Below are 23,691 nucleotides of genomic sequence, written 5' to 3' on the forward strand. Positions count from 1 at the left end.
CCCACCGACCACGATGAGGAGAACACCAGAACACCATGGGCGCTCGTGCAATGCAGGCGGCGGCCGACGCCCCTCGGCGGTTCACTCCTGGGCCGGTGGCAACGCCGCCAGGGCAGCGCGGACGGTGAGGGCGGCGCGGTGGTGCCAGGTGCCCGTGAGGTGGGGGCGGGAGGCGGTGTCCGACGTGCAGAGGTGTACGGCCTCCTCGGCGGCGGCGCGGGCCTGGGAGATCTCGCTGCCGGCCACGAGGCGTACCCGCGCGAAGTCCGTGAGGACGTCGGCCAGAAGGTCCCGCGGGGGTGTCGGCAGGGTGTCACGGGCCAGCTCGACCGCCAGACGGGTCGTGGCGAGCGCGTCCGTGTGGCGGCCGAGACCGGACTCGGCCCTGCCGCGGGTGGAGAGGGAGGCCGCCAGGCCGTTCAGCATCTCGAAGTCCTCGTCGACGAGGACGCCCGCCTCGTACATGCCGGCCGACTCCTCGGCTCGTTCCGACGCCGTCTCGTACTGTCGTCCGAGCTCCACGAGGGCACTGGCGCTGTTGTTCAGCACGCACGCCAGGTATCCGCCGGTCAGCTCCGGGGCGGCGCGCATGCGGCTGATCCCCGACTCCGCCTCTGCGAGGGCATCCTCGTACCGCTCGGTGATGCAGTAGACCGTCGAGCGGATCGCCTCGACCCCCGTGCGCTCCGAGCGGGCCATGTCGGAATCGTCCGCGGGAGCAGCCCTGAAGTGGCCCTCGGCCTCCTCGACCGCTGCCAGTGCCTGCTCGTACTCGCCGAGCGCCGTCAGCTCAGACGCACAGGTCACAAGTGCCCGCGCGAGGTTCTCGGCGCTCTCTCCGGGGAGACGGCGTACGCTCACCAGCGCTTCGGCGTACGGGAGGGCGGCTTCGTGGTCACCCGTCATCGACACGAAACCCAGGACCGACTCCAGGACCATGGCGTGGTGTTCGGGCATACGGGTGCGGACGAGTTCCACCGCCTCCGCGAAGAGCGGCAGCGCGTCGGGGCCCGCCGTGAGGTCGGCCACGAGCCTTGTCCCGCCCAGACGGACCAGAGCGACGGCGAGGGTTCCCGGTATCTCCTCGGCCGCCCGCGGAAGGCTCCGGGCAACGCCTACGGCCTCCTCGCCGAGGGCCACCGCCTCGTCGGCGCGTTCCTCGCTGAGCCGTATGTCCGCCAGGGTGATCAAGGCTCCCACGAGACTGACGTGGTCGTTCCGGACGCCCCGTTGCGCATACATGGTCCGCGCGAGTTCGAGGGCCTCCTGCGCCGAGGCCTCGGTCGTCTCGGACGGCACGTCCCCCAACTTGAACGGGTGCTCCCCGGAGAGGGCTCCCAAGAGCAGGGGAACGTGCGCCGGGTTGTGCCGGACGAGCGGTCGGACGGTCTCGACGGTGCGGCGCGCGAGACCTTTCGCCTCCTCGGTACGTCCTGCGGCGGCGAGCGCGTCGGCCAGCGCCGACTCCGTCAGCAGCAGGTCGGGCAGGAACTCGCCCGGGTTCGCGTCGGCCAGTTCCGTCATGATGTCGGCCGCCTCCTGAAGGAAGGCCACCGCCTCCTCGTGCCGTTGGGCCGCGGAATACCAGATCCCGCAGTTGTGGAGCGCCTTGACGAGGTACTCCTGACGGTGGCGCCTGCCGCCGGCGGCGAGGTGGCCCGCTATCCCACGCTCGGTATGGCGCTGCCCCCGCAGGATGGTCACGGCCTCTTCCGCCGCCGCCAGCGCCTCGGTGAGCCGATTCGAGAGGGCCAGTGCCGCGGAGTGCGCTGTCAGTGCCACGGCAAGGTCGGAGGGCGTGAGGGAACGGCCGCCGGCCAGCAGCCAGAGCGCAGTGCCCAATACGCGGTTCCGAGAGGGCCTCCTGCGGGTGATGGAGACGGCCTCGGTGGAAGCCGCCAGTGCCTCTTCGGAGTGGCCGAGCTCCGCGTGCAGGCTGGACAGTTGAATCAACGACTCGGCCAGGTGGATCTCCATGACCACGTTGGTCTGGGTGACCTGCCTCCAGGCGGCCACCGACGTCCGCGCCGCGTCGAGGGCCTCTTCCCAACGTCCGGCCTGGGCGAGGCGGACGGCGAGGGCGCTGTGCCGCACCGCCGAATAGGGCAAGCCCGGGCGCGTGCGCTCACGATGCTCGTGGAGCCGCACGGCGACGACCGCCATGGCCACGTCGAGTTCGGCATCGCGCGTGGTGAACATGCGTTCCAGCCGCTTCAAGAGGTCGATGTCGATGTCCGGGAGGGCCGCGACGGCGGCGAGCGCCGGGCCGCCGGCGGCGACGGCGAGCCGTGGATGCGCGCGCAGCAAGGGGAAGAGGTGGTCGGAGCCCACGTGCGGCCAGCGTGCGGCGGCTGCTGCCAGCATGGTCACGGTGCGGGGCAGATTGACGGGGTCGGCGTCCCGACCGGCCGGTGCGAGGGCGGTCAGCGCCTTGCCGGCCCAGGCCTGCGCCGGGTAGTCGGTGCCGTGGCCGTTCAAGGTGAGGGCCAGGAAGTCCTCGGCCAGGCGGTCGGGTTGGAGGGGGTGCAGGACGGCGGGGCTGAGCGGGTCCTCGGGCGGATAGAGCAGCGCGTGGTCGTGGAGCAGCTGCGCGGTGTCGGCGCCGATCCGTTGCACGTCGAGCGCGCGGGCACCGCGGTCGGGGAGTTGGGCTCCGGTGAGGGCTGCGGTGAAGACCGTACGGTTCATGAGCTCGGGTGGGGTGGCGACCGGTGCGGGGGCCGCCGCAGAGGAACTGCCGTCGCCGACGGCGCGCCGCCAGTGGGCCTGTTCCCTGTTGAGCAGGTAGACCGTGAGGTCGGCCATGGTGGCGGGGGGTCGACGACCGTTGGCGTGCGCGTCGACGGCCACCAGGGCGGCCATGTGCAGGGAGAGCGTCAGGCCGAGTTCGGGATCGTCGGGATCGTCGAGGTCGTCGAGCAGGAGGGGCGGGGCTATCGCCTCGGGGTCGGGTAAGCGGTAGAGCCGGGCGAACCGGTCGCGGGCGGCGGCGAACATGGAGAGCCTGGCCCCGCTCCTGCTGGGCAGCGCTGCGAGGGCGCCCGCCGAGACGTGGGCGAAGGAGTCGTTGAGCAGGGCCTGCACCGCCGGCCAGGAGTCGGTGGAGCGGGCCAGGAACAGCACGCGGGTCGGGGTGGTGGCGCGGTGCAGGACCTCGTTGGACAGCAGCCAGGCGAGGTGCCCGAACGGCCAGCGGTCGGCGTAGTCGACGAGTAGGAGCAGTCCGGCGCAGCCGTCGGTGCGCAGGTCCTGGCTTCCGGGTGGTGGCAGGACGGTGCCCGCTCCCTGCACGGCCTCCACCACCTTCCAGCCCTCGGAGGCGCAGTCGTCGGCGAAGCGGTGGGCCAGTCGGGTCTTGCCGCTGCCGCCCGGGCCGTGGAGCCACCGGGCCGCCAGCCGCGGATCGGCGTCGCGCCAGGCGCGGAGTTCGTCGAGTTCGGTCTCGCGGCCGTGGAAGGGCACGGCCGCGTGGCGGGCGTCGAGGATCCGGCTGGGTATGTCGCGCAGCCATTGCGGGTCGGCTTCGGGGCGGAGGGTGCGGTTGAGGAGCAGGTACACCGGTACGCCGTCGCCGAAGACGTGGAGGGAGGCGCCGATGACGCCGTAGCCGAAGCCTCCCTCGACGCTTACGTTCTGAACCGGTTGGTGGGGGTCGGGGTCGGGGTCGGGGTGCGGGTCGGTCAAGGCGTGGTCCGAGAAGCCCCGTCGGCGGGCTTCGCACCCTCGTGATAGATCAGGTTGCCGCCCATGACGCCGAAGACGCGGCCGTTGTCGCGGGCGATGTTGATCTGGCGCTGGACCCGGACACGGTCCTCGTCGGTGAGGGACCCGTCGAGCACGCCGTCGAGCACGGCCTGGAGGTCCTCGGCCAGGTCGGGACGGCGGCGAAGCAGCTCGGCGAGGCGCTGCTGCCAGTCGGCGGCCAGCTGCTCGATCGTGGCCGTGTCCTGCGCCTCCTGGGCCGCGAGCGCGTCGCCGCGCAGTTCGTCGAGGTCTTCCGCCACGAGCTCTGCCCGGTCCGGACGGAACCGTCGCCAGAGATCCACGGTGGCTTCCCGGGCCTGGTGCCAGGCATCGGTCGCCATGGCGGCGACGAGCGCGGCCCCGGCCGTCGTCGCGAGTGTGATCGGATCCATGTGTGTTTCCTGCCCCCTCTTCTGCGGGCCGGTGCGCTGCGTTGCGGTACGCGCGGCCCGGCCGTGTCCCGTCAACCGGCTGGGTACCCGTCGCCCTTGGGCGGCACACTCGTGCGTGCCCATGCGTGGCCCTGGAAAGTGACTCGGGGACGGGTCCTCCTGTGGTCGTACGGAGTGGCTCTGCGAGTGAGTCCTTCACCTGATTGTCTGTGCCCTGACCTGCAAAAACCGGGTCCTGTGCCCGTGCTGCGGGCTGATTTCCCGAAGCTCGACGACACCCGATGACGGCAAGGTTCTACCAGCGGTAGAATCGCTCCATGAGCAGCAAGCCCACGAGCATCAAGGCGACCGAGGCGACCCGCGACCGGCTTCGCCTCCTCGCGCAGGAACGCGGTACGACGATCACCGAGCTGCTGGAGGAGCTCGCCCAGAGCCAGCCGACCCGGGCCGAGCAGGAGCAGCGAGCGCTCGAGGCGGCGGCCGAGCTCGGGCTGGAGTACACCGACCAGCTCCAGCAGACCGGCCAGTCCGCCTGGGACAAGATCCGAGCCCACCAGGGCGGCGCCGCCGCGTGAGCCTGACCGCAGTCTTCGACCACACCGCGCTCGTCGCACTCCACCAGGCCGACCCGTTCTTCACCGGCCTGTACATCGAATCCTCCCGGGGCACCGGCCGCGTCCTCATCCCGGCGCTGTCCATCCTGGCCGCCGAGCGAGCGGTACCGGGCGCCGGCACCCACGCCGCGCGCCTGCGCTTCGCCGAGACCGTGCCCTTCACTGCGGAGCACGCCCTGGACGCGGCGTCCTGGCCCGCCACCGACTGGCCGGTCACCCACCCCGCGGCCATCGCCTGGCAGGCCGCGAAGACGGGAGAGCCGGTCACCGTGCTCTCCCTGACCCCCGAGGCGTACGAGGGCACCGGCATCTACCCCCTCAACCCGAGCTAGCGGGATGTTCGGATCACGGCGGAGGCGACTGATGACGACGGCGTCCGCCGGAACGCACCCGGATGCGATGCGACCCGGACCCGATGCCGCCGAGGACGGTCTGCGGCAGCTGCTCAACGAGTGGGACCCGATCGGCGTCGCCGAGGACGCGGACGTACGGGACGAGTACGACTGCATGCTCGCGCCCCTGCTCCGCATGCTGCGTGGTGGCGCCGACCAGACCGCGATCGCGAGCTTCCTGCTGCACGACCTGGAGGACCACTTCGGTCTCACGCCCCGGTCGTCGGAGCCGGAGGCGATGGCCGCCCGAGTGATCTCCTGGTGGACGGCTGCGGGCAACGCTTCCGGGAGAGAGCGGGGCGAGAGGGGCGAGGCTGTCGGAGGTGCTGGCGGATGGAGGGGCAGCGGAAGATGAAGAAACGTATCCCCTTCGGCCTGCCGAAGGACATCGTCCTGCTGGCGACACCGGAAGGCTGGCGCCACAGCACCCTCACCGTGGAAGGCGCAATGGTCTGCGGGCGCCTCTCCGACGTGCCCATCGACGCCGCCCCCGCCGAGGCGCGAGCCGCCGCCACCGCCATGCTGGTGGGACTCGCGCGGGAATTCCACGATGCCGATGTCGAGGTGACATGGAATCCGCCTCGGGAGCCCGGCTCCTGGACTGCCCACATCGCTCCTGTCGTCGCGGCCCCGCCGAACGACTGAGGTCAACGAGGCGGGTCGGACCGTGCCGGACCTCGGCGTGACAGAAGGCGGCCCAGTGTTTCCGTGGGCCAACACAGCCACCAGAGCAGAGGGTTGGTGACCACGAAGTAGTGGGCGCTGACCCAACCCCGCTCCTTGTCCAGGATGTGCGGGCCGCCGTCGCGGTAAACGTGACGGAAGTAGTAACGGCGGATCGGCGCTCCTGCGACGAGCAGTACCGGTGAGGCGACGAGGATGCCCAGCGGGACCAAAGCCCTTACGCCCGCGAGCTTGGCTCTCTCCTCATACCGCATGCGCTCAGTGTGCTGCTGCTGCGCGTTGCTTGTCAGCCTGTTCTGCTGGGTGCGGACCCGACCTCGGTGCGGGTGGGCCGGCGGACGCATGCGAACCACACGCTCGGTAGGTCGGTTTCGGTGAAGGTCACTCCACACGTACATTTGGCGGCCTAAAATGGCAGGTCAGTAAGTCTGCTTCCCGCGTTACGCGGGGATGACCCCATGACCTCATCGCCCGGGTTCAGGCTGTCCGGCTGCTCCCCGCGTACGCGAGGATGTCCCACAGCATCAACCGCGCGCTCACCGCTGAAGGAGCCCGCCGCGCCCACTGTGGGGCGGCCCAGGACGGCGCAGGGCGAGACCGCTGGCAGCCGGATGCCGTGGCGCCCTTCGGGCACCTGCCCACCTGGGCCGTCCGACGTGACCGAGAGCAGCACGCCGCGTTCTGAAAACGCGGGCCGCAGCCTGAGCGTGAGATGGTGACCCGTACGCCTCGGGCACCGCCTCGCGGCCGAGGCGCGGGCGGCCGGCAAGGCGGTCCTGCGCCGACAGTAGCGATCAGTGCGGGTTCCGGCGGCCGGTCAGCTTCTCCCCCACGGCCGCCTGCGTGGCCAGCGCTTTGCGCAGCTTGTCCTCGAACACCGCCGGTGCCCTCCGTACCAGCCGCTGGTAGATCGCCACCGACTCCGTGACCGCCGTCCAAGCCGGAGGCAGTGCCAAGCCACCCTCCAGACGTATCCAGGCGCATGACCACAGGGCACCCGCGAGCTGGGGTTCGTAGGCCGGTGACACCTCCGCCACGAGCGCGCGCCACAGGGCAGCCGCCTTCTCGGCGGCGTCCGCGGCGAACGTCCAGCGGCCTGCCACTGCCGCGAAGGTGCCCAGATTGGAGAGGCCTTCGGCCAGGCCGACTTCATGGACACCCGGCTTGACGCGTACGAGGTCTTGCCAGAGTTCCACGGCTTCTTCGGTGGTGACGGCCGCCGCCTCCCACCTCCCCGACATCGCCTGGCAGGCACCGAGGCCGGCTAACGACTCCGCGAGACCCGGTGCGTGCTCCGAGGGATCCTCCTCGGTCAACCGGCGCCACATCGCGACCGCCTGTTCGGCGCAGGCCAGGCCCAGCTCCTTCCGTCCGTCCTCCGTCAGAAGGGCACCGAGACTGTCCAGCAGCTCGGCGAGCTCGGCCCCGAGTGGGACCCGGACGCCGTTCCCCACGTCCCTGCCCTGGTCCGTGGCGTTCGTACGGTTCATGCGGTTCGTACGGTCCGTATGTTCCGCGGGATCCGAGGGCCGGCGCCTCCGGAACGGGCCGTACCGAAAGAGATGCAGGTTGACGGCCGCACCGGCCAGGCCGCGCTCGTGCCGCCCCGGGTCAATCCGGACCAGGCGGAGAAGGAGCGCCACCGCCCGTTCGGCCGCCGTGACCGCCTCCTCCCGCCGTCCCGCCGCCTCCAGATGCACACCGTGGTCCGACAGCGCCGTGGCGAGGCCCGGTTCATGCGTCTCCGGATCCGCCTGTGCGAGCTTCTGCCGCAGGCCCAACGCGGACGCGGAGGCTTCCAGCGCATCCCCGCTCCGCCCTGCCGCGGAGAGCTGGATGGCGAGGAGCCAGTAGGCGTCGGCGAGCTCGGACTCGAACGTCGTGGCCGTCACACCGCTCAACTCCAGGTAGACCGCCACTCCCTCCTGTACGGCGCTCAACGCTTCGGCCGCACGTCCGGCCTTGGCGAGCTGGCTGCCGAGGTTGACGAGGGCAGCGGCCAGCTGGGGCAGGCGGGCCGTGGAGTTCGTCGGCACCGATCGTCGGAGCCTCTCCACCGCTTCGCGTCCCGCCGCCAACGCCTCGGCGAGTCGCCCCACGCGAGCCAGCATGAGGCTGAGGTTGTTCAACACCCCTGCGAGATCGGCTTCGTGGGCCGCCGGATTCGCCTCGGCCAGTCCCCGGAACACCATGGCTTGCCGCTCGGTGGCCTCCAAGGCGTCCGCGTGCCGTCCGAGCTTCGCCAGGGCGACACCGAGGGTGCCCAGGGCAGTCGCGAGATCGGGCTCGTACCGGGGGTTCGCCCCCGCCAGCCCTCGGTACGCCTCCTCCGCCTGCCGGGCGGCGTCCAGCGCCGACTCGTACCGCCCCGCCCGGATGAGCGTGACGGCCAGGCCGTGAAGCGCATGGGCCAGGTCGATGCCGTAGGCGTAGACGCCGGGGTGACCCGGAACCACCGTGAGGCGTGCCTGGATGTCGGCCGCCCGCTCGGCGACCTCCAAAGCCTCCTCGTGCCACCCCAGCGTGGACAGGGCGGTGGCGAGGCTCCCGAGCGCGTCGGCGAGATCGGAGTCGAAGGCGGCCGGATCCGCTGCGGCCAGGGGGCTCCAGATCGCCACGGCCTCCCGGACGGCAGCCACGGCCTCCGCCAGCCGCCCGAGCCTGGTCCGACAGACCCGCAGGGTCAACAGCGCGCGCCAGGTCCGGCTCATGGGCGCCGGGGTCCGCCTCGGCCAACTGCCGCCGGATGGCCACCGCCCGCTCGACGGCGTCCAGCGCCTCGCCGTGGAGCCCGGCGTACGTCTGCCGGACAGCCAGTTCGTGGTACCAGCGGGCGTGCTCGGCGGGGTCCCCCGTGGCGCCGAGCCGGTACGAAATGAGGCCGGCCGCCACAGCGGCCGCCCCCGGAGCGAGGTCGGAGTACGGACCGGAACGGACCTGGGCGTCCACGGCTTCCAGCACCACCGGGTCCAGGTCCGGTACCTGGGCCAACGCGGTCAGCGCCGCGCTGCCGGCGCTGACCGCCAGCACCGGGTCCGCCCGCAGCAGCCCGCACAGGTGGTCCACCACATGGGGCCAGCGCCCCGGCCCCGCCGCCGCTGCGAGGAAGGTGACCGTCCGGGCGATGTGGGCGGGCCGGTCGCCCTCCGGCGTGAGGGCGGCGAGCGCCCCCACCGTGGCAGGTGCCCAGGTCGCGGCCGCATGGGCGGCGATCCCGTGGCCCGGCAGGGCCAGTGCGAGGAAGTCCTCGGCAAGACGATCGGGGTAGAGCGGTTCGAGGACCGTACTCCCGTCGGAAGGCGGGTAGCAGGTCGCGTGGTCGGCCAGCAGCCGGTCGGCGGGCAGTTCGAGACCGAGGCCGTCGAGAAGCGCACGCCCCTGGGAGTACTCCATGGCCCCGGTGAGCACGGCGATGAACACCATGCGGGCCATCACCCTCGGCGGCGTCCCGAAATCCACTTTCTCCGCGGCCATTTCGTACATCCGCGTCCAGTACCCGAGCTCCCGGTTCAACAGGTACGCCGACAGTCCTGCCGGGTCCGTCGGCAGGTCGGGCGGAGGCCCGGGCATGCGTCCGGGCCCGGGTGTCCGGCTGGCGTCGTCGGCCTGTTGCCGTTCCTCCGCACAGGCGTCGACGGCCACCAGCGCGGCCATGTGCAGGGTCAGGGCAAGACCGAAATCGGGGGTGTCCAGCGCGATCGGCAACCGGATCAGGCCGGTCTCCTCCGGCCCGAGGCCGTAGCAGGCGGCGAAGGCGTCCCTTGCCGCCGTGAACATGCGCACCCGATCACCGGGACCGGCGTCCGTGCCGGCCGGCAGGGGCCGCAGGAACTGGATGTCGGTGTCGGCCGACTGGTCCTCCAGATAGGCGCAGAGCGCCCTCCACGGTTGGACCGAACGGGCGAGCAGCAGTACCCGGGTGGGGACCTGATGCCGCAGGAGCGCGTTCTGGAACAGCCAGTTCAGGTGCGACGCGGGCCAGCGGTCCGCGTAGTCGACGATCAGCAGCACCCCGCGGTTGTGGCGCAGCCGCAAGTCCTCCTTACTGCCGTCTGCCGGGGGGACCGTGCCCGCTCCGTGGACGGCGGTCACCACCTTCCATCCCTCGGCCGCGCTCTGCCGGGCGAACTGAGCCGCCAGGCGTGTCTTGCCCTGCCCGCCGGGCGCGTGCAGCCAGGTGACGGCCAGCCGCGGGCCTCCCGCCCGGTCGCGCCAGGCGGTGAGCTCGGCCTGCTCCTGCTCCCGGCCGGTGAAGGCGACGACCTCGTGCCGGGTGTGGAGCAGCCGACTGGGCTGCTTCGGGACCGGTTGGGCGCCGCCGGGAGCCGACCGGAACTCGGCCAGCAGGTAGACCGGGCCGCGGTCCTGGAAGACATGCAGGTCGGCCCCGATCACGCCGTACCCGTACCCGCTCTCGACGATCACCGTCTGGTGGACGCCATCGCCGCCTTCCCGGCCCGGCATGCCTGCGGTGTTCATGCTGCGGCGCGGTCGTGGATCACGCCGCTTCCCGGGGCTGTGGTTCCGCCGTCGAGGAGCTTCCGCAACCGATCGGCGGCTGCCGTCCGTTCGCGGTCGCCCGTACTCGCCGGCGGAAGCCTGAAATCGGCCTCCCAGGCAGCGGCCCGACCGGCCCGCTCCTCCGCCTCCGTACTGGTCTCACCGGCCCTTTCGAGGGCGGCCTCGGTCCGGGCCAGGCGTTCGAGCTCCGCACGGCGGCGCACACGGTCCCCACGGCCGAACCGGCCGGCGATCGCCTCCCGGAACGCATCCCCAGCGCTGGTATCCGCCGTTTGCACCACCCCGGTTCCGGCTGCCGCGGCCGGCGCCGCCGAGTCCTCCGGACCCATGCCCATCGCCTCCCCCAACTCCCGTATCGCGAAAAGGTAGCAGCGGTAACGGGCGAGAGGACGAGTACGCCTATTTCCCTATCTGGATTGACCTCTGCGCGCCCGTGGAGCGGGACGTTCCGACCGGCATCAGGCTTTCGACTTCAGTAGTCGCAAGCCCACCGGCCCGCTCGTGCTCGCGCTCGCACTCGCCTCGATGAACGCCCGTCCAGCCTGCTGCGGACCTCTCGGTGCCCGAGGCAGTCTCTTCCGGACCCTGCCGGTTACTCTCGCGGCGTCTGGTGCGATGCACCGCAAGGCGGAGCGTCGCAGCTCGTACTGGTCGCACGCGCGCGACACGACGAGGTGCCGTGCCGGCATCGCGGGTCAGGCAAGATCCGGAAGAGACGGCCTGGCGGGCGTTGAATGGGGTGCGGTATTGCCGGCCCCGGCTTCGAACGAAGCCGGGGCCGCCGTAGTAGTGGGTTGGTGTGCGGAGCTTCGGGCGCGGGCCCCACGGTTCTGCTGCGCCCTGCGCTTCGCTCCGGTGCTCGCTCGTCGCGTGAGCCCGGTGGGAAGGCGGCGGGCTGAGCATGGTTGCTGTCGGTCGCATCGACAGGGTGGCTGATGCCGTCTGTGGTGCGGAGTAGCCCCTGTGCACCGGGTACCGCGTGCGGCTATCGGCTGGGCGCACATTCTGGGGCTGAGGCGCGCGGGTGCGGGCACCCCGGGTACGTCGCGCTTCACCACCCCCGGACCTGCGGCCTGCGAGACCGCAGCGCCGATAGCTGGCCGCAACAGTGCATCGCTGTACGTGCTGCAGGAGTCGTATGTGTGGGCCGAACCCTTTGGGCCCGGGGCCGGGCGGCGGGGCTGTGACCGGCGTACCCGTCTCGGGCTGGAGAAACAGTCGGCGATGATAAGGAAGGAGATGTCATGCATGTCGGTTTCGGTGAAAGTCACTTCACGCGCCCATGCGCGCACATAAACTGCCAGGTCAGTAAGCCTGCTTCCCGCGCACGCTGGCTCCTGCAGTGAAGTTCGTCCTCGGCGTGCTGCCGGCCAAGGATCAACTGGCAGGTGCCGCTGGGGTCCCTCCGGTGACGGGCCTCCGAAGGGATCCCAGGTGTCCCCGTATCCGCTGGATCGCCTGTGCCCCCGCCCCCGGTACCTCGGCGAACGCCTTTATCAGGTCACCGGCCAGCCGCTGCGCATCCGAGGCCGGCAGTGACTTCCACATGCTGTACGCCCTGCGGACGGCCAGGGTCGTCTCCTCGTGGGACGGGCCGTGGAGGTCCGCGTGCAGGTGGACCACGTGTAGGTACCAGGCCACCGCCGTGTCGTGGTGGCCCGTCAGGTGGACCAGGTAGGCGCGCACCTCGCGTACCCGGAGCGTGTCGATGTGGCGCTCGCCCCTCGCAGCGGTGGTCGTCGCGTCGAGTTCTTCCGCGAGGGTGTTCGCCCGGGCGAGGTCGGAGGCCGCGGCTGCCTGGATGGCGGCCAGCTCATCGGCAACCGTGCTGCTGACGGGCGGTGCGGGCTCGGTTGCCGGGGCGGGGGGATCGGCCGGGGGCGGAGGCGCCGGCGGGCCGGCCCAGAAGGCCGGGTCGACGATGCCCCAAGGGCGGAAGAGCGGCTCGTCGTGCATGCGGGGCCTCGTGTTCGAGTCGGTGGTCACCAGCTCACCACCCGGCGGATGCCCGTCGCGCGGGTCATGTAGTTCGTGGAGTTGCGCCAGCTGCCGTACGGGACGATCCGCGTACGGACGCCGGTTCGAGGTGCCTCGATCAGCAGGCCCGAGCCGATGTACATCCCCACGTGCCCGGGGCTCGCCGCCGAGCCGTCCGAGCCCGCGTTGAAGACGAGGTCGCCGGGCTTCGGGCTGTCCAGGTCCACCTTCAGGGGCAGGTTGATCTGGTCGTACGTGACCCGGGGGATCGTGACGCCGGCCGCCCTGTACGCCTGCTGCATCAGCGACGAGCAGTCGCACCAGCGCCGCGGGTTCTGGCCATGGGCGTCCGTGCAGTCGCCGCCGAGCTGGTACCAGCCACCCTTGCGGCCCAGGGCCCAGGCCACCGCCGTGCGTACCTGGGGCGGGGCGTTCGGCGGGAGTTCGAAGCCGGCGGGGAGTTCCACCGGCCCGCCGTCGCTGCCGGTGCCGCCCGGGGCGGTGTACTTCACGGACTGGGCGAGGATCGACTTCACGTAGTTGTACGTCTGTCCCTCGGCGAACGTGACCGGCGGGACGCCGCCGAACTGCTCGACCCTCCCCCAGCCCGCGTTGTAGCCGGCCAGTGCCTTCTCGATCGCCGACCCGTCGTATTCGGGGTGTGCTTTCGCCTTCCGCAGCAGGCCGCACATCATGCGGCCCTGGCTCGGGATCGCGTCCTCGGGATCCATCACGTCCCGGTCGCCGTCACCGTCGCCGTCCATCCCCTGGCTCGCCCAGGTCCCCGGTACGAACTGCGCGATCCCGTACGCGATCGGGTTGCCCGCGCCGTCACGGGAAATGGCCGTGGGGTCGAACTTCGACTCCGCCCAGAGCTGTGCGGCCAGGATCGCCGGTGGCAGCCCCTCCCCGCAGTCGGCGGCCGCGGCCAGGATCAGCGGGGCGTACTGGGCAGGAACCCCGTCGTGGCCGCCGATGCGCAAGGAGCCCGCCGTCGGCCACGTACCGAGGTCGCGGCCCTTGCCCTCGTCCTCGGCGACCGCGGCGACGAGCATCACGACGCCGATCCCGAGGGCGAGCGGCGTCGCCACCACCCCGGCCAGGGCGAGCCCCATCCATCGCTTCGCCCCCACCCCGAGCCCCCTTGGTCATCCTTCGAATTTGCGTTCAGTAAGAGCGAATTCAGCCATCGTGACCGGTTGTGACTCCCGCGTGGAATCGCGTCACGGATCGTGACACTATGCCATTCCCTCTCGCTGCGGCTGGGTACTGAATGCCTGACAGGACTGTCGGGATGGCTGGTGTGGGGGCGTCGGTGTGGGTCGGCCGAGGGGTGTCGGGCGTGTGAAATTCACACTAGTGATGACTTCGAATGTGTGCGCGGGGGGATGGGTGGGCAAGAAGGGTCATCAGGCGATTCCGGGGTTCGGCGCGGCCTCGCGCCTTGCCGTACCCGTGATGGCCGCGGCGGGCGGCAGCGGCCGGTCGACCGTCGCGCACCTGCTCGCCGAGGAGTTGGCCGCGGCCGCCGACACCGTCGTGGCCGACCTGGCTCCCCGCCTCACCTCACCCTGGCCCGCCTGGACCGGGGCAGCGCAGGCTGCCGGCCTCGCCGCTCTGTCGTATGACGTACCGCTCTCCCGAAGCCGGATTCGGGCGGCCGCTGCCGTACGACGCGCTCCGCAGGGCGAATGGGCGGTGCTGACCGACGGGCGCGAATGGAATGCGGCTCCGTTGCGTCTGCCGGCGCAGGCGGCTGCCTGGTACCAGCTGGCGGCCGCGGGCGGGTGGCAGGTCCTGGTGGCCGACACCGCCCACCCCGTCGCCCACGATCTGCTCGCCGCTCGCTGTTCGGGCGCGCCCAGCCTGACCCGGGCCTGGTGCGAGCTGCCCTTCACCGTTCCGGTGCTGTGCGCGCGGGCCGGCGCGGACGGCGTACAGGCCCTCCAGCAGGCGGTGATGGTCCTGCATGCCGAGGGTCTTCCGCTTCAGCGCACGGTCGTGGTGCTGGTGGCCGGGTCCGACGGGCGTCTCCCGGCCGTTGCTCGTGCCGCGGCCACCATGTTGTCCGGCCGCGCGGCTGCCGTTGTCCACCTCCCCCACGACGCCGACATCCGTGCCCACGGGCTACAGGCCCAGCCGGCCCGGGTCCGGTCGCGTACCCGCCAGGCAGCCCGGGAGCTGGCGACCGCCGTGCTCTGTGCGGCCGGTCATGCCTTCGGCGACCCGTTGCCGGACGCTCCGCAGCCCTCGCCGTTCCCCGCTCTTGCCGCGCCTGCAGTTGCCGTGCCTGCCTTTGTCGCGCCTGCCGTTGTCGTACCTGTTGTCTGACGAGGAATCACTCCATATGAGCCAGCTTCTGACCACACTGCACACCCTTGCGAGCGACCCCGGAGTGGTTGCCCTGGCAGACAGCGTCGGACCCGTACCCGACTTCGATCCGGCGCTGCCGAAGGAGGTGAACAAGCCCGTCAAGACGATGCTCAGCTGGACCGCCGGTGGCGGCCTCACCCTCGCGATTCTCGGCGGTCTCGCCGGCTGGGCGCTGGTCGCGGTGGGCCACAACACCGAGCGGGCGGCGTTGGCCGCCCGGGGCAAGCAGAGTGTGTTGTGGAGCCTGATCGGGGCGGGTGGCATCGGGCTGACGTCTTCGCTGGTGCTGGCCGTCTTCACCATGACGAGCGGCTGAGCCATGGACTCCTCCGCTGGGCTGAAGGCCCGCAGGGCTCGTTTTGTCCTCGCGGCGGTCGTGGTTGCGGTGGCGGCGCTGCTCGTTGCGGGTGGGTTCGCCGCGGCCACGCTGATGCGGGACGACAGCAAGAGCCGGGTGGATGCCGGTCCTGGCGCCTCCGCCGGCGTGCCCGCGCCACAGAGCACGCAGGCGTCTTCCGGCGGTCTCATGACCCCGGAGAAGGGGAAGAAGTGGAAGCTGGACAAACCCACGGGCCACAAGGACGGTGTGGCCGTCGGTTTCCCGGCCTCCCCTGGAGGCGGGATCTCTGCCGTCGTCTACTTCTGGGAGGAGTACGCCTGGCTCGATGACGAGAAGGCCGCTCAGCAGCTCACCGCAGTCGCGTCCAAGGACTCACCCGGCTACGTGGACAAGCGGGTCTCGGAGATCCGTCGGATGCGTGAGGTGCTTGGCCTGCCGCCCTCAGGGGGAATCTCGGCCGACATCAACTTCACCACCACGGTGAATGCAGCGCGGGCCACCACCGTCCATGCCCCTGGCTTGCCTGTCGGCGAGGTCATGCAGGTCTGGGTGTCGTACGACCGCTACGCCACCGGCCCGAAGGGCGGCCGTGACGAGAACCCCCTGCGCGGCGACATGGTCGACTTCGTCGTGAAGTGGCAGGACGGGGCGTGGAAGTTCACCGACGAGTTCGAATCCCTGCGCTCGTTCCCCGTCGCCTACGAACCCGACAGCCCGTACGCCTGGAAGGACCAATGGGTCCAGGTGCGGCATGCCTCCTGAGTACCTCCAGCGTGCCTCCCGCGTTCTCGTACTGCTCTGGACCTTGTTTGCCTTTTTGAGCGCAGGCGCCAGCCTGTCCCTCGCCGTCGCAGCTGACGATTCGAGCCACTACTCCAAGGTCGGTCCGCCCGACCCCATTCCCGAGCAGTGGCAAGCGGAGCCCATCGGCCTCGACTCGCAGGGGAAGTACTGCCTGGTCGATGAGGTCAAGAACGTCAAAAGGTGCCACACTCCGGGACCGGGTGACCCGAACATCCCCGGCAGGATCCCCATCTGCGAAGGCGCGGACGGCAACGGCGCCAGGAACTGCGCTCCCGAGGACCAGACAGAGGCCGAACTCCGCCGCGTCGAACAGTGGCGCAGGGACTATCCCGACAAGAAGTGGAAGAACTACGAGCCGCTCAACCGGCTCATCACCGACTGCGTGGCGAAGGACCGGCGGCCGTTCACCGTCTGCAAGAAGGAAGGCGAGGACGAGTACGGCGTCCCCGCCAAGGGGCCGATGGAGTGGGCCGAGGCCAAGTTCTCCGAGTTCGCCTCCAACGCGCTGAAGGAAGCCGCCTCCTACATCGGGGAATCGGTCGTCTGGCTGCTGTCGCAGTTCGCGTCGCTGTTCAACGAGACCTCCTCCGTCAACCTGCACGAGACGGGCATCGCGAAGGTCAACCTGATGATGACCTCGCTCGCCGCCGTCCTCGCCGCCTTCCTCCTGCTCATCCAGTTCGGAAAGGTCGCCGTCAGCCACAACGGAGCCCCGGCCGCGACCGCCCTGATCGGCCTGGCCAAGTGGGCGGTCATCTCCTCCGTCTACTGGGTCGTGGCACAGACCGCCCTGCGGTGGTCCGACGAGGTGTCGATCTGGATCGTCAACAAGACCTTCCACGGCGGTGGCAGCGGCGAGGCCGCGGCCACGAAGGCCATGCAGCAGCAGCTCGGCACCCTCTTCGGCGGACTGGTCACCGGAGGCGGAGGCACCGCCACCATCGGCGGCGCCCTCATCGCCGGTGAGGGCGTGGCCGCCTCCGCCGTCGGGGTCGTCATCGTCATGGGGATCGTCTGCATCCTGGCCATCGCCGCCCTGTGGGTGGAGGTCCTGATGCGGCAGGTCGGCATCATGGTGATCATCGCGACGATGCCCATCACCCTCGCCGGGCAGCTCTCCGACACCACCTCCGAGTGGTGGCCCAAGGCCCGCAACGCGCTCATCTCACTGATCCTGATGAAGCCCGCGATCGTCGTCTGCTTCTCGATCGGCCACTTCGCCATGGCAGAGGGCAAGGGCGTACAGAACATGCTCGTCGGATTCGTCATGTTCCTCGCGGCGAGCCTGTGCTGGCCGGTCCTGGCCAAGTTCATGGTGTTCACGACGAATGGCGCGGGCACCTCCATGGCCTCCGGCTGGATCAGCTCGATCGGCTCCTCCGCCTCCTCGATGACCGGCGGCTACCGGCCCGACCCCGGCGGCGCCGGATCGGTCGGTGGCGGCCCGGCCTATACGAAGGCGCTGGAGTCCGAGAACGCCGGCGGCCCGGGAGTCGCTTCCGCGGGCGGGGGCGGCGGGGTCGCCGGAGCGGCGCAGTCCGCGGCCCGGTTCGGCGGCAAGGCCCTGGGAATGGCGGCGTTCGGCCTCCAGGTCGTGGCCGTCGGGAAGGACACCTTGGAGTCCGGCCTCTCCAGTACGGCCGCCCACGCCGGGCTCGACCAGGGCGTCGCGGGCGGACGGCACGTCCTGATCCCGCCGCGCCGACAGCCCTCGGCGCCCGTGCCGGTCGGGGCGCCGGCCGAGGTGCCGCACTACCTGGACCCTGAAGCCGCCGCCGGTTCCAACTCCGCCCCCAACTCCGCCCCCGCCTCCCCGAAGGGGGTATGACGTGTCCTCGCAGCCCGTTTCCTACGGCGGCTGGCAGTCCGAGACGACCGGCTTCATGGGCCGTCTGTCCGGCCCCGGCTTCGCGATGGTCGCCGCCGCCTCCCTCCTCGCGCTCCTCCCGTTCAACGTCGGCTGGCAGGCGAGCTTCGTGTGCGTGCCGCTCGCCCTGCTCCTCCTGGCCCTGGCCTTCGGGCGGGTCACGGGGCTCAGCGCCGATGAATGGATCTCCCTCGCAGTAAGGCACCAGATCTCCGTGGCCACCCGACGCAACCTCTTCTTCTCCGGCGCCTTCGCCCCGCGCTCCGCCGCCACCGGCCGCCAGCCCATGGACCTGCCCGGTGTCCTGGCCCGCGTACGGATCCTCGACGCCCCCGACGGGCTCGGCGGGCAGCTCGGCGTCGTCCACGACCCCGTCGCCGGTACGTACGGCGCGATCGCCCGCATCACCTTCCCCGGCCTCGCCCTCGTCGACACCGACAAGCAGGCCGCACGCGTGGCCGCCTGGGCCCAGTTCCTGCGCGGGTACTGCACCGAGGACTCCCCCGTCACCCGCCTCGCCGTGCACCAGCGGTGCCTGCCCGACGACGGCGCGGCCCTCGCCTCCTGGACCGCCCGCCACATCACCGCCGACGCCCCGGCCGCCGCCGTCACCGCGCTGACCGAGCTGATGGACGGCGCAGGTCCGGCGGCCGCCGCCCGTGAGACGTACCTGACCGTGACGCTGTCCGCCGCCCGTGCCCGCCTCGCCATCAAGGGTGCGGGCGGCGGGCAGATCGGGGCCGCGGCGGTCCTCGTACGCGAGCTGCACGCGATGGGGCAGGGGCTGTCGACGGCGAGCCTCCAGGTCGTCGAGTGGCTCCCGCCCCGCAAGGTGGCCCAGACCGTACGCACCGCCTACGACCCCGAGGCCCAGCAGTCCCTCGCCGCCCGCAATGCGGCCGCCCAGGCGCCCGGATGGGCCGGCACCCCGCCCGGCGTTGACCCCGACCTCGCCGGTCCGGCCGCGGCCGAGACCGCCTGGGGCGTCTACCGGCACGACGGCGCCTGGTCCGTCTCGTACCAGGTCCGCACCTGGCCCCAGGCCGCCGTGTACGCGACGATCCTCCAGCCCCTGCTGTGGCCCCGGCAGAACGCCCGCCGCGCCATGACCCTCCTCTACGAGCCCATCGGCCCGCGCCGCGCCCGCCAGGAACTGGCCCGCGACAAGGCCAAGCGCAGCTCCGCCCGCCACCTGCGCGCCAAGTCCGGCCGGGACGAGAGCGAGGACGAGCGCCGCGAGGAGGCCATCGCCCGCCGGCAGGACGCCGCCCGCGCGTCCGGGCAGGGCGTCCTGCGGATGACCGCCGTCCTGACGGTGACCGTCACGGACCTCGACGAGCTGGAGACCGCCTGCGCCGAACTCCAGGCGGACGCCGCCGCCTCCGGGCTGGAGGTACGCCGCATGTGGGGCGCCCAGGACACCGGCTTCGCGGCCGGCGCGCTCCCGCTCGGCCAGGGGCTGCCCGACCGGCGGATGGGGTTCTGACGTGGGCCTGTTGACGGATCTCTTCTCACGCCGCCCCGCCGGCGACACCCTGCTGCACGCCATCAGCCTCGACGAGGCCGCGGGCGTCGCCGACCGGCCGCCCGTACCCGTCCCGCCGCAGCCCACCGCCCGCGAACTGCGCCGCGCCCGCCTCCTCGAGGACCCGGCGACCTCCATGCGGGTCGCCCCGAGGAAGGGCTGGTCGCAGCCGTTCGCGGGCCGGGCCGCGGCTGCGCCCCGTACGGAGGTCGTACGCGCGGACACCGCGAACGCCGCCGGGATGTACCCGTACCTCCACGCCGCGAGCCTGCCGCCCATCGGCGCGTACATCGGCCGCAACGTCCTGACCACGGAGGCCTTCAGCGCCCACCCCGCGGTCTGGGTCAGGGAAGGGCTCTGCACCAACCCCAACCTCATGATCACCGGGATCCCGGGCTCGGGTAAGTCCGCGCACGTCAAGGCCCTGTCCCTGCGCCTGATGGCCTTCGGGCACCGCACCCTGATCGCCGGGGACGTGAAAGGCGAGTACCAGGCCCTGTGCCGCCACCTCGGCGTGGAACCCGTACGTCTCGGCCCCGGTCTGCCCGGCCGCCTCAACCCCCTGGACGCGGGACCGCTCGGCGCCTGCCTCGACCTCATCAAGGACCCGGCCGAGCTGAAGTCCCGCCTTACCGAGATCCACCGCCGCCGTCTCACCCTCCTCAAGGCCCTCCTCGAACTCCAGTTGCGCCGCACCCTCCAGCCGCAGGAGGAGGAAGCCCTCGACGTCGCCGTACGCGAGGTCACCGGCGAGCTCCACGGCACGACCCGCTTCGCGGTGCCCACCCTCCCCCTCGTCTACGACCGGCTGCGCGACCCGACCGACGCGATGGCCCGCGAGCTGCGCATCCGCGACGGCGAAGTGCAGCGGGCCCGCGAGCAGATGGCCTCCATCCGCTCCGCGCTGGGCGGCATGGTGACAGGCCACCTCGGCGGGCTCTTCGACGAGGCGACCTCCATCGACCTGGACTGGGAGGCGCCGATCCAGTCGGTCGACATCTCCTCGCTGGCGGAGTACGGGGACGAGACCATCGCCATGGTGCTGTCGTGCGTTTCGAGCTGGGCGCAGTCGGCCATCGACCAGCCCGGCCAGCGGCCTTGGATCGTCGTACGGGACGAGCTGTGGCGGCAGATGCGCTCGGGCGGCGCGACGATGGTCAAGAAGATCGACGCAGACCTGCGGTTGTCGCGCGCGACCGGCACCATCCAGGTGCTGGCCACGCACCGGCTCTCGGACTTCGAGTCGGTGGGCGCGGCCGGCTCCGAGGCCGTCGCGATCGCCCGTGACCTCATCGCGTCCTGCGAGACCCGCATCCAGCTCGCCCAGGACACCCGGCCGCTCCAGATCACCCGTGAGGCCATCGGACTCACCGACTCCGAATGCGCTCTCATCGGCTCCTGGGGTGCGGGGCAGCGTGGCCGGGCGCTGTGGAAGGTGGGCCGTGGGGGCGGTTCGCATGCCGTCCAGCTGATGCTCTCGCGCACGGAGGAACGGCTCTTCGAGACGGACGAGAGGATGGTGATCTGAGCCGTGACGTCGTCATGTCCGTGTCCGGAGCGCCCTGTGAGTGGAGCCGATGGGGTGAGCGTCCGTTGTCAGTGGGCGGGGAGACACTGGCGCCATGGAGACTTCGTCGTACGCCTCATCCGGTTCGGCCCGGACCGCTCCCACTTGGGTGGAGTCGTTGGGCGGCCCGCTGATAGCCATCCCCGTTTCCGTGGTGGAGGGATGGGGCGGCTGCACGATGTCGGGGATCATGGTGGGCGACGGGGACGCCCCGGACGACTACGACCGGGCCTGCGAGGTCGAGGGCCTGGCCGGAGTGGTGGCCGTCGACGGGCAGGCTGCGCGGGGGCTCGTGCTGGCGGACATGCCTGCCAGAACCTGCTATCTGCCGGAACAGCGTGTCTTCGTTCGCTGGCTCGGGGCGTCCTCCGAAGCCGAACTGATCGATGCGGCTGGAACCGCCCTCACGGACCCCGCCACCGACTGGGAGGAGTGCGGGCTCTGGGAGACGGACGGGCACGCGGTGCTGATGGACTCCACCACCGAAGGAGCCGACCTGAACGTCCCCTATCCGCTCACCGGCAGGATGCCGGAGCAGGCTCCCGTGCCGATACCGCCCGGTCGCTGGACAGTCCGCGCGGCCGACGCCAGGGTGAACGAGGACACCTTGGTGGGCCTGGTCCAACTCCTGCCCGCCTCCGCCTGACGGCTGAAGAAGCAGGGCTTGGCGATCCCAAGTCGGCGGCGGCCTGACATGGCCGACCGCACCTCCGCCCCGTCCACCGCCGGCCTCGACGACAACACCCTCCTCGCCGCCTACGGAGCGGGCCTCGTCGTCACGATCGGCGCCGCCGTGCTCCTCGCGGGCCCGCTCGCCGGACTGCTCTCCGGCAACGGCTGGGTCGCCAGCCACGACAGCGTCCCGGTCACCGTCCTCTCGGCGCTCGCCAAGGGCCCCGGCTCGGTCTACCGGCCGGCCCCGCCGCCCTGGCTGTTCTACGGGCTCACCGCCGCCCTCGTACTCACCTTCGGCGCGGCCATCGTCAAGGCCGCGAGCGCGCTCTCCTTCGGCGGGAAGACAGGCGGCGCCCAGTGGGGCGGGCCGAGGACCGAGCGGAAGATGTCCGCCGCCGACGATCCGCGCAAACGCGTCAACCGCATCACCGCCGGCCGTGGCCTGCGGACGAAGAAGGTCGTGGCCGCGCAGCCCAACATCTCCGCGACCGTCTTCGGCGTACCCGGGTCGTCGAAGACGACCGGCCTGGTCCTGCCCAACGCCGCCGAATGGGAAGGCCCGCTGGTGGTCACCACCACCAAGGCCGCCGACCTCGACGTCATCTACGCCCGCCGCCGCTGGTTCGGCCCCGTCTGGGTCATCGCCCCGGCCGGCATCCCCGGCCGCGCCGCCGACCACTGGTCCCCCATCGCCTACTGCACCGACGCCAAGGCCGCCGACCGCATGGCGGCCTGGCTCGCCGAGGCCTCCCCGTCCGGCGACAGCAAGCGGGCGGCCCCCTGGGTCGACCAGGCCAAGAGCGTCCTCAAAGGGATCCTGCTCGCCGCCCACCTCTCCGGCGGTGGCATCACCGACATGCGGCGCTGGATCTCCCTCGGCAAGGACGCCGTCGACCACGTCCGCGCCGTACTCCTCGCCCACGGCTTCACCGACGTCGCCGACGACTACGCCTCCCCGTGGCTGCGCCTGCACGAGGACGGCATCGGCTCGATCCAGTTCACCCTCAACGTCCTGGCCAGGGTCTTCGCCGACGAGGAAGTACGGGAGACCTGCTCCCGCTCCGACTTCACCTTCGAGGAGTGGCTCGACAAGCGCGGCACCATCTGTGTCATCGCCTCCGAGGCCGACGCGGACCGCTTCGCCCCGCTCATCAGCTCCCTGATCGCCGGAGCGGTCCACGCCGCCGAGACCCGCTACAACACGTACGGCAAACCCATCGACCCGGCCGTCGGCATCCTCGTAGACGAGGCCAGCAACATGCTGCGCTACCCCCGCCTGCCCAACATCCTCACCACCGGCCGCGGCATGGGCATCACCCTCCTCACCGTCTGGCACGATCTGTCCCAGCTCCGCGAATCCCTGGGCGTGCAGAAGGCCAACACCGTCCTCTCCGCCTCCGGCCTGCGCATGCTGCTCCCCGGCTGCGGAGACCTGGAGACCCTGCGCTACTTCTCCGGCCTCTACGGCCGTACCGAGGTCATGAAGACCAGCCACGGCCGCTCCCGCGGCGAGCACTCCACCAACACGCAGGCCACGGAGACCGACCTCGCCCCCGTCCACTCCCTCCAGCAGCTCCCGGACTTCACGGCGATCGCCCAGTACACGAACCTGCCGCCCATCAAGGTGCGGATGCGCCTCACCTTCCGCGACAAGGACCTCAAGAACCTCCTCGCCGGCAAGAAGGGCACCGGACGATGACCATCCCCCTCAACCCTGCCGACCTGTGGCCCGCCCCGCCCACCACCGCGCGCCAACCGGAACCCCATCGCTGGGTGTGGGCGGCCATGGACCCGGCCGAGCGCCGCATCCGGATGCGTGAACTCGCCACTTGGGTCGACTGGCTCCGCACCACCTTCGAGCTCCACAACACCGTCACCCACTGCTGGTACCGGCACTCGGCGGTCGTCGAGCACCTCACCGCCCTCTACGCGGGCTGGACGCGTACGTACGCCGGCGACGAAGCCCCCGGCCGCGAACTCGCCGAAGCCGACTGGATCAACACCCTCCACGCCCTCGTCCCCCGCCTCCAACTGCCCGCCTGCGCGACCGGCACCCACCAGGAACCGCCGCCCCGCATCCCCCCGCCGCAGGGCGCCGACAAGGCCTTCGACCGCTACCTGAAACTCTCCGACGCGATGACGGCACCGCCCGCCCACCCGGCGGCCGCAGAGCTCGCCCGCCGCGAAGCCGAACTGAACGCGCCGCTCTAGCCGGC

Annotated in this window: 20 protein-coding genes; 13 read left to right on the forward strand and 7 right to left on the reverse strand. The window is 71.4% G+C overall.

Features of this window, described 5'->3' with window-relative positions:
• Positions 1 to 81: 81 nt before the first annotated feature.
• Both ACFYZL_RS25470 and ACFYZL_RS25475 read right to left on the reverse strand, forming a co-directional pair.
• Positions 82 to 3,684, reverse strand: coding sequence for a hypothetical protein (locus ACFYZL_RS25470; protein ID WP_388681939.1), 3,603 nt, complete (start codon positions 3,682 to 3,684; stop codon positions 82 to 84).
• The gene (locus tag ACFYZL_RS25475; RefSeq protein WP_388681942.1) at positions 3,681 to 4,136 is read right to left on the reverse strand and encodes a hypothetical protein; all 456 of its coding nucleotides are present in this window, start codon (positions 4,134 to 4,136) and stop codon (positions 3,681 to 3,683) included. Before ACFYZL_RS25475 ends, ACFYZL_RS25470 begins: the two co-directional genes overlap by 4 nt.
• Positions 4,137 to 4,453: 317 nt before the next feature.
• On the opposite strand from ACFYZL_RS25475, the gene ACFYZL_RS25480 reads away from it, so the two are divergent.
• The 4 genes from ACFYZL_RS25480 to ACFYZL_RS25495 are packed head-to-tail and all read left to right on the forward strand — an operon-like array spanning position 4,454 to position 5,787.
• Positions 4,454 to 4,711: a hypothetical protein gene (locus ACFYZL_RS25480; protein WP_384743500.1), complete on the forward strand. Its 258-nt coding sequence runs from the start codon at positions 4,454 to 4,456 to the stop codon at positions 4,709 to 4,711.
• On the forward strand, positions 4,708 to 5,082 hold the full coding sequence (locus ACFYZL_RS25485) for a PIN domain-containing protein (RefSeq protein ID WP_388681945.1): 375 nt from the start codon (positions 4,708 to 4,710) through the stop codon (positions 5,080 to 5,082). Before ACFYZL_RS25480 ends, ACFYZL_RS25485 begins: the two co-directional genes overlap by 4 nt.
• A 31-nt stretch (positions 5,083 to 5,113) precedes the next feature.
• Positions 5,114 to 5,497, forward strand: coding sequence for a hypothetical protein (locus ACFYZL_RS25490; protein ID WP_388681947.1), 384 nt, complete (start codon positions 5,114 to 5,116; stop codon positions 5,495 to 5,497).
• The gene (locus ACFYZL_RS25495) at positions 5,494 to 5,787 is read left to right on the forward strand and encodes a hypothetical protein (RefSeq protein WP_384743493.1); all 294 of its coding nucleotides are present in this window, start codon (positions 5,494 to 5,496) and stop codon (positions 5,785 to 5,787) included. The genes ACFYZL_RS25490 and ACFYZL_RS25495 overlap by 4 nt, the downstream gene beginning before the upstream one ends.
• A gap of 2 nt (positions 5,788 to 5,789) precedes the next feature.
• Here the strand turns inward: ACFYZL_RS25495 and ACFYZL_RS25500 are convergent, their stop codons facing one another.
• The 5 genes from ACFYZL_RS25500 to ACFYZL_RS25520 all read right to left on the reverse strand — a co-directional run bounded on the left by ACFYZL_RS25500 (position 5,790) and on the right by ACFYZL_RS25520 (position 13,457).
• A complete protein-coding gene (locus ACFYZL_RS25500) occupies positions 5,790 to 6,080 on the reverse strand; it encodes a hypothetical protein (protein WP_388681950.1) in 291 nt (96 codons plus the stop codon).
• Between the two features lie 540 nt (positions 6,081 to 6,620).
• Positions 6,621 to 8,537: a tetratricopeptide repeat protein gene (locus tag ACFYZL_RS25505; RefSeq protein WP_388681953.1), complete on the reverse strand. Its 1,917-nt coding sequence runs from the start codon at positions 8,535 to 8,537 to the stop codon at positions 6,621 to 6,623.
• A gap of 1,764 nt (positions 8,538 to 10,301) precedes the next feature.
• A complete protein-coding gene (locus ACFYZL_RS25510; protein ID WP_388681956.1) occupies positions 10,302 to 10,550 on the reverse strand; it encodes a hypothetical protein in 249 nt (82 codons plus the stop codon).
• Between the two features lie 1,174 nt (positions 10,551 to 11,724).
• Positions 11,725 to 12,333, reverse strand: a complete 609-nt coding sequence (locus ACFYZL_RS25515; protein WP_388681959.1) for a hypothetical protein — start codon at positions 12,331 to 12,333, stop codon at positions 11,725 to 11,727.
• Positions 12,330 to 13,457: an NlpC/P60 family protein gene (locus tag ACFYZL_RS25520; protein WP_388681962.1), complete on the reverse strand. Its 1,128-nt coding sequence runs from the start codon at positions 13,455 to 13,457 to the stop codon at positions 12,330 to 12,332. Before ACFYZL_RS25520 ends, ACFYZL_RS25515 begins: the two co-directional genes overlap by 4 nt.
• A 259-nt stretch (positions 13,458 to 13,716) precedes the next feature.
• Between ACFYZL_RS25520 and ACFYZL_RS25525 the strand changes: the two genes are divergently transcribed.
• The 9 genes from ACFYZL_RS25525 to ACFYZL_RS25565 all read left to right on the forward strand — a co-directional run bounded on the left by ACFYZL_RS25525 (position 13,717) and on the right by ACFYZL_RS25565 (position 23,686).
• A complete protein-coding gene (locus ACFYZL_RS25525) occupies positions 13,717 to 14,655 on the forward strand; it encodes a hypothetical protein (protein WP_388681965.1) in 939 nt (312 codons plus the stop codon).
• Positions 14,656 to 14,671: 16 nt separating this feature from the next.
• Entirely contained in the window at positions 14,672 to 15,013 is a 342-nt protein-coding gene (locus ACFYZL_RS25530) for a hypothetical protein (protein ID WP_388681967.1), read from the forward strand.
• A gap of 3 nt (positions 15,014 to 15,016) precedes the next feature.
• Positions 15,017 to 15,799, forward strand: a complete 783-nt coding sequence (locus ACFYZL_RS25535) for a hypothetical protein (protein WP_388681969.1) — start codon at positions 15,017 to 15,019, stop codon at positions 15,797 to 15,799.
• Positions 15,800 to 15,854: 55 nt separating this feature from the next.
• On the forward strand, positions 15,855 to 17,669 hold the full coding sequence (locus tag ACFYZL_RS25540) for a hypothetical protein (RefSeq protein ID WP_388681972.1): 1,815 nt from the start codon (positions 15,855 to 15,857) through the stop codon (positions 17,667 to 17,669).
• Between the two features lies 1 nt (position 17,670).
• Entirely contained in the window at positions 17,671 to 19,194 is a 1,524-nt protein-coding gene (locus ACFYZL_RS25545; RefSeq protein WP_388681975.1) for an SCO6880 family protein, read from the forward strand.
• Between the two features lie 280 nt (positions 19,195 to 19,474).
• Positions 19,475 to 20,761, forward strand: coding sequence for a type VI secretion protein (locus ACFYZL_RS25550; protein WP_388682191.1), 1,287 nt, complete (start codon positions 19,475 to 19,477; stop codon positions 20,759 to 20,761).
• Positions 20,762 to 20,855: 94 nt separating this feature from the next.
• Positions 20,856 to 21,446, forward strand: a complete 591-nt coding sequence (locus tag ACFYZL_RS25555; protein WP_388681978.1) for an Imm21 family immunity protein — start codon at positions 20,856 to 20,858, stop codon at positions 21,444 to 21,446.
• Positions 21,447 to 21,494: 48 nt separating this feature from the next.
• Positions 21,495 to 23,174, forward strand: coding sequence for a type IV secretory system conjugative DNA transfer family protein (locus tag ACFYZL_RS25560; protein WP_388681981.1), 1,680 nt, complete (start codon positions 21,495 to 21,497; stop codon positions 23,172 to 23,174).
• Complete coding sequence (locus ACFYZL_RS25565) at positions 23,171 to 23,686, forward strand: hypothetical protein (protein ID WP_388681984.1); 516 nt, start codon at positions 23,171 to 23,173, stop codon at positions 23,684 to 23,686. Before ACFYZL_RS25560 ends, ACFYZL_RS25565 begins: the two co-directional genes overlap by 4 nt.
• Positions 23,687 to 23,691 lie beyond the last annotated feature (5 nt).

Origin of the sequence: Streptomyces sp. NPDC001717, from assembly GCF_042892775.1 — a bacterium.
Lineage (GTDB): Bacteria > Actinomycetota > Actinomycetes > Streptomycetales > Streptomycetaceae > Streptomyces.